The sequence below is a fragment of the Roseateles sp. P5_E1 genome (genome assembly GCF_054049335.1).
This window is the reverse complement of record NZ_JBFUMN010000249.1, coordinates 1-651: the sequence shown is the minus strand read 5'-3', so window position 1 is coordinate 651 and position 651 is coordinate 1. Positions and strand designations below refer to the sequence as shown.

Below are 651 nucleotides of genomic sequence, written 5' to 3'. Positions count from 1 at the left end.
GTGCATGACACCGCAGGAACCTCCAAGCTTATACCAATCCTGAGCGCCTGCGCATCACTGTGGCAGGCATTCAGGCGTTATTCCCACTTACTTCAGGTTGATGATTTTGTCAGCATCCTTGGGGTTCTTCACGCCCTTGGCTTTCGCCTGGCGCGCCGCTTCCTTGGCCTGCGGAATACGACCTTCCTGATACAGCACCTTGGCCAGGTTCAGGTAGGTTTCACCGTCCTTGGAAAGCGGGGCGGCGTTCTGCCACGCCTGGATGGCCTTGTCCGTCTGTTGCGGGTCGGAGTAGTAGTACGCCTGGGCCTGGGCCAGGTACACCTGGTAGTCCGGCTTCAGGATGCCCTTCTGCAACCCATCATTGATAACGGCAATTACGTCCTTTTCTTTGCCCTCGGTGTTGGCATAGATCGAATACAGCTGCTTGTATTCACGTTCGTCGGTGAGCTGACCGGCCGTGTACAGCTTGCCCATCACCGCGCCGGCCTTGTCCATCTGGTCAGCCTGCATGTACATGCTGGCCAGATTGAGCTGGGCCTTCTTGTCGGTCGGGTTCTTGGTGGCCAGCGCTTCGGCCTGCTTGACCGCTTCACCGGTCTGGCCGGCTTCGGACATGGCCGCCATCAACAGCTGGTTCCAGTTGTCCTT

The 651-nt window shown here is 58.2% G+C and carries 1 protein-coding gene; it reads right to left on the bottom strand.

What is annotated here, in order from left to right; all coding sequences use genetic code 11:
• Positions 1 to 87: 87 nt before the first annotated feature.
• A partial coding sequence (locus tag ACXJKJ_RS30860; protein WP_457395338.1) for a tetratricopeptide repeat protein occupies positions 88 to 651 on the bottom strand: 564 nt, incomplete at its 5' end.